A 5,396-nucleotide genomic window follows, 5' to 3' on the forward strand; every position below is an offset into this window, starting at 1 on the left:
CGGTCGACGGAGCCGGCGACGTCGACAGCGACGGCGCGGGCGAGATAGTCGTCGGCGCGCCCGGCGCGTCCGGCGGGGCGGCGTACCTGGTGAGCGCAGCCGGGACGGGCGGCGAGCGGTCGCTCGTGGACGCGACGGCGTTCACCGGCAGCGGCGGCGAGCAGGCCGGCCGGACCGTCACGGGCGTCGGCGACGTGGACTGTGACGGGGCGCCCGACCTGCTCGTGGGCGCGTCGCGCAACGACGAGGGCGGCGACAACGCCGGCGCGGCGTACGTCGTCACCGGCGCCGACGGGGGGGCGCTCGCGGACGCCCCCGCGACGCTGGTCGGCGCGGCGGCGGGCGACCGGGTCGGCCGCAGCACCGGGTTCGCCGCCGTCGGCGGCGACGGGACGACCGGACTGGTGGTCGGCGCGCCGTTCGGCGAGACGCCCCAGACGGCCCACGTCGCGTACGTCGGCTGTTCGAGCGAGTAAGGGACTACCCTTCCAGTTCTGACCGTTTTCGCCGATAGGTTCCAACGGGTGCCACGATCGGAGCGGCTCCCGACCCCGCCCCGAGCCTAGTACGGGAGACTCCACAAGCGATGTTGTCCGCCGGTTCAGATGCGAGTGGGGTACGCGGCCGAGTCGGAGTGGTGGTCACGCCGACTCAACTCCAGATATGAGTGGAATGAGGACGGAACCCGACGGCCGCTCTCGAATGCGAAGAGAGTGTATTTCGAGTGGACTCGCCGGGATTTGAACCACGGGGCCTCTCGCGCCTCGCTCCGCTCGGCGCGACCGCCAGCCAAGCCACCTGTTACCCTCGAAGGTGAGCCACCGCACCGCAAGGTTCCCACCAAGCCGTGCTTCGGTTTCACAAATCAACTATGCACGGACTCGAATCGATTTCACCGCGAGAAGCAGTACAGCAGTACCTCAGCGACAGAAAGCCCGAGGTCACGCAAAGCACGCTCTACGAGCACAAATGCCGTCTCAACCGTTTCCTCGAATGGTGTGACGACGAGGGACTGGACGACATGAACGCGACGACACGACGCAAAGCCCAAGCGTACAAGCGCCATCGCGTTGAGCAGGTTGCCGCGACAACGGTCGAACACGAGATGCGAACCTTCCGCATCTTTCTGAAGTTCTGCGAGCGCATCGGAGGCGTCCCCGAGGGGGTCGCCGCCAGTCTATCGGTCCCGACCGCGAACAAATCCGAGCGGTCGCGGAGCGAGTCACTGTCCGAGGAGCGCGCGGACCGGATTCTCGACTACCTCGAAACGTACGAGTACGCGAGTTTCCGTCACGTCCTGTTCCACCTCATCTGGAACCTCGGATGCAGGACGGGCGGCGTGCGGGCACTCGACCTCGGAGACTTCCACGAGACGAGCCGAGATGGGCCGTTCATCGAGTTCGTCCACCGCCCCGAGGAGGGGACGCCGCTCAAGAACAAGTGGAAGTCCGAACGGAAGCCCCCGATTCGGGACTCGCTCCGCGACGTGATTGCGGACTACATCGACACCCACCGGCACGACGTAACCGACGAGTACGGTCGGAAGCCGTTGCTGACAACCGAGCAAGGACGGCCACACAAGACGACGGTCCAGCGCACTGTCTACGCAGTGACGCGACCGTGCTACTACACGAACGAGTGCCCTCACGACCGCGAGATAAACGAGTGCGAGGCGGTCGGAGACTACAATACGGCCTCGAAATGTCCATCGTCTCGGTCGCCGCATACGCTGCGGCGAGGAGCGGCTACGCGGAACCTCAACGACGGGATGCCCGAGGAGATGGCGAGCGACAGGATGGATATGACCCCCGACGTGCTCCGGGAACACTACAACGTGCAGACCGAGGACGACAAACGGAGGCTCCAGCGGGAGTTCTTCGACAGCCGCTAAGTAGAGTCCTCGAAGCCGCTGAGTTTCCGTTGTTTTTCGAGAAACAGCGAATCAGGCGCTAATTCCTCGTCTTCGGGCAGATTGAGCGAACTCCCTTCCAGTTGCTTGAACTCGTCGTACCCGTCCCGCTCCGGCGCGTGCCTCACCAGAACATCGTGGTCGTCAGAGAACGCAATCCAGCCCGCGTCGAAGGCCCAGTGGTGTAGCCGGCAGAGAGCGAGTCCGTTCCTCACGTCATCGCGTCCTCGGTTTTGCTTTGGATAGATGTGAGCGGCTTCGACCTCGGGGGAACCGTTCGGCGCTTCTCGACTGCTCCCACACACGGCGCACGTGCTGTCGTATGCCTCCTTGACTAACTCCGCAAAGGCTGAATCCCGTGCTCGGCGACGAACTTGGGTGTACTTCACCTCATCGTCCAACAGTTGCGGCTCGGATTCAACGGCTTCCATGAGTGCTGTCCGCTCCGCAGTGACCTCCTCGGAGGTTGGTTCCGGGGAGGCCGGGAGTTCTGACCGATGTTCCATCGTGAAGACGATGACCTGTCGCCCGTCTCGCTCCTCAAACTCGTAACGGAGAACATCAACAAGGCCTTGATACTCCCATCGAGGCCGGCCATCACCCTTGTAAAAGAAGTGAACCGGGATGCTGGACGAAATGGCGTCGATAAGTGACGAGTTCCCGGGTGAACTCTTGCTTTGGTCGCCGGTCAGACCCTCACCGATATACTCGAATCGTCCCTGTTTTACCGAGTCCCCATACGGCCCATCTTCGTTCGCAAAGACGAGGATGAAGCGGCGGTCTCGTTCGTCGCGTCGGGGGTTGATACCGGAAATTTGGTAGCCGAATCCCGTATCAAACGCCTCCTCAATTTCTTCCTGCGAGAGGTGGTCGCCTATAGAAACACCCTCTGGAGGGATTCGCATGGGTGGCTCGACAGATTCCTGCGTTATCAATTGCCCGTGCTCTCGACCGAGGAGGCCGAGGCAGACGAGCTGTTAATGTCAACAGGTTTAACTCACTACACGAAACCGACGCATGGCTCGCAGGTCCCACCGGAAACGGGTTCAAATCGCCTCGGACGCGCTTGCCGGTTTCACGCTGGAACTCGCCCTGAATCCGGTTCGGCGGCTTAAGAAGACCCGCCACCGTCTGCTCATTAGGGGTAATGCGTAGAGGGTTATGGACTCGCCGGGATTTGAACCCGGGGCCTCTCCCATGCCAAGGGAGTGATCTACCACTGATCTACGAGCCCGCGCTGCACTCTCCCGTACCGCGGTTCGGTAAATAAGCCCTTCGACTCGGCCGACCGCCGGCGACCGACCGAAGGCGGGCCGGCGGCCCGTCCCGAGTCAGTGTTTCTCGAACCCGTCGAGGTCGCCCTCCGGGTCACCCTCCTCGACGACCACGCCGTCGACATCGGCCTCGACCGGTCCCCGTCGACACCAGTCGATCAGGGTCTCGACGTCCCCCTCGCTCCCCTCGAAGACGGCTTCGACCCGCCCGTCGTCGAGGTTTCGCACCCACCCCTCGACGCCGTGCGCGCGGGCGGTCTCGTGGGTGTTGTCGCGGAAGTGGACGTGCTGAACCTCGCCGGTGACGAAGACGTGGGCGCGAGTGTCGGGCATCGGTCGTGACGGAACTGTGGGGCGACACGGAAAACCGGCCGGGCCGACGGCGGGTCGGACGGGATGGAAAGCCATTAACCGACGGACACCCTCGGTGGCGACGGGAACGGCACGGCCGCAAATCTGACTCGCCTCGCACCCGCGAGGCTTCGGGATTGCGGAGGTGCCCCCGTCGGCCAGCCGCGGGACGCCGTACGGCGTCACAGCGGCGGTACGGCCGGCGGCGGCTCGCTTCTGCGGCCCACGTTCCAACCAGAACGATGGCACGAATGCACACCCGCCGCCGCGGTTCGTCCGGTTCGGACAACCCGGTGGCAGACGACCCCCCGGAGTGGAGTGACGTCGACGCGGACGATATCGAAGACCGCGTCGTCGAACTCGCGGAGCAGGGGCACGACCCCAGCCAGATCGGCATGAAGCTCCGCGACGAAGGCGTGAAAGGCACGCCCGTCCCCGACGTGAAGCTCGCGACCGACAAGAAGGTCACCGAGATCCTCGCGGAGAACGACGCCGACCCGGAAGTCCCCGAGGACCTCCGGAACCTCTTCGAGCGCGCGGTCCGCCTGCGCGAGCACATGGACGACAACCAGCAGGACGCACAGAACAAGCGCGCACTCCAGAACACGGAGTCGAAGATCCGTCGACTGGTCAACTACTACCAGGGCGACGAACTCGACGAGGAGTTCACGTACAGCTACGACGTCGCCGTCGACGTCCTCGACCGAGCGTAACCGTACCCCCGTAGCCCCACGCCGACCCGGCCGGACGCCACGCCGAACCCACGGACTCACCAGCCACCAGATGTCGACCGCACGACGCGCCGACCCGTCCGCGCTCGCCGAAGCGGTAGCGACGGCGCTGGGCGGGGCGGCGTTCGTCCGGCTCTGTGCGCGCCCGACGGGCGACGCGCTCGCGGCCGCCGGGCTCGTCGCCCGGTGTCTCCGCGAGCGCGGCGTCCCCTTCCACGTGCGTACGACCCGAGCGGACGCCGCGCTCGCGGCCGACGAGGCCGGAGCCGACGACTCCCCGACCGACAGGGAGGACGCGGCCGACGACGCGACGGACGGCGAGACGGCGCTCGCGTTCGGCTGGGACGCGCCCGACGCGGTCTCGGTACCGAGCGGGGGCCGCCCCGTCTCGACCGTCGCGGCCGCGGCCGTCGACGCGCTCGGGGGCGACCCCGACCCGCTCTGCGGGCTGGCGGGCGTCGTCGCCGCGGGGTCGATACCCGGCGCCGACGGTTCGGGGTCGCTGCTCGAAGCCGCCGAGCGCCGCGGGAGCGTCGAGCGCCGTCCGGGCGTCGCGCTCGCGCCGGCGGACCCGGGCGACGGCCTAGCGTTCTCGACGCTGTTCCGCGCCCCCATCTCGGGCGACCCCGAGGCGGCGCGGGCGCTGCTCGCGGAACTCGACCACCCGGCCGACCCCGGCGAGGCCGACCGGCGCGACCTCGCGTCGGTGGTCGCGCTCGACGCCACGACCGGCGCGCCCGCGCGTTCGGTCGGCGCCGTCGAGCGCGCGCTCCGGCCGTACGCGACGCCGACCGGCCCGTTCGAGACGCTCGGCGGGTTCGCGGACGTGCTCGACGCGGTCGCGCGCGAACGGCCCGGTTTAGCGGTCTCGCTGTGTCTCGGCTCCGAGACGGCGCGCGCGGACACGCTCGACTGCTGGCGCTCGCACGCGCGTGCGGCGCACGCGGTGTTCGACGACCCGACGACCGCCCGGTACGACGGCGCGTTCGTCCTCCGGGTCGACGCCGACCCGGCGACGGTGCCGTCGCTCGCGACCGCCGCGCGGCTGGCGCGCGACTTCCGCTCGCCCGAACCCGTCGCGCTCGTCGTCGCCCGCGTCCGCGGGGACGACGAGGGGAGCGACGACCGCGA

The 5,396-nt window shown here is 67.4% G+C and carries 6 protein-coding genes and 1 tRNA gene; 4 read left to right on the top strand and 3 right to left on the bottom strand.

What is annotated here, in order from left to right:
- On the top strand, window positions 1–476 hold a 476-nt coding region (locus K933_RS12435), incomplete at its 5' end, for an integrin alpha (protein WP_023395087.1).
- A gap of 395 nt (window positions 477–871) precedes the next feature.
- Entirely contained in the window at window positions 872–1,891 is a 1,020-nt protein-coding gene (locus K933_RS12440) for a tyrosine-type recombinase/integrase (protein ID WP_080509276.1), read from the top strand.
- Here K933_RS12440 and K933_RS12445 read toward each other — a convergent pair.
- From K933_RS12445 to K933_RS12455, 3 genes are all read right to left on the bottom strand, one after another.
- Window positions 1,888–2,814 (bottom strand): HNH endonuclease, encoded by a 927-nt coding sequence (locus tag K933_RS12445; protein WP_049947851.1) that lies wholly within the window; start codon window positions 2,812–2,814, stop codon window positions 1,888–1,890. The two genes, K933_RS12440 and K933_RS12445, sit on opposite strands and share 4 nt — an antisense overlap.
- Before the next feature lie 257 nt (window positions 2,815–3,071).
- Window positions 3,072–3,143 (bottom strand) — tRNA-Ala (locus K933_RS12450).
- 97 nt (window positions 3,144–3,240) lie between these two features.
- Window positions 3,241–3,516: an acylphosphatase gene (locus tag K933_RS12455; protein ID WP_023395090.1), complete on the bottom strand. Its 276-nt coding sequence runs from the start codon at window positions 3,514–3,516 to the stop codon at window positions 3,241–3,243.
- Window positions 3,517–3,776: 260 nt separating this feature from the next.
- Here K933_RS12455 and K933_RS12460 point away from each other — a divergent pair, with 260 nt between their 5' ends.
- Window positions 3,777–4,247, top strand: a complete 471-nt coding sequence (locus K933_RS12460) for a 30S ribosomal protein S15 (RefSeq protein ID WP_023395091.1) — start codon at window positions 3,777–3,779, stop codon at window positions 4,245–4,247.
- A 70-nt stretch (window positions 4,248–4,317) separates the two neighbouring features.
- Window positions 4,318–5,396 (top strand): hypothetical protein (locus tag K933_RS12465; RefSeq protein ID WP_023395092.1); only part of this gene is annotated, 1,079 nt, incomplete at its 3' end.

It is taken from the genome of Candidatus Halobonum tyrrellensis G22, assembly GCF_000495475.1.
Taxonomy (GTDB): domain Archaea; phylum Halobacteriota; class Halobacteria; order Halobacteriales; family Haloferacaceae; genus Halobonum; species Halobonum tyrrellense.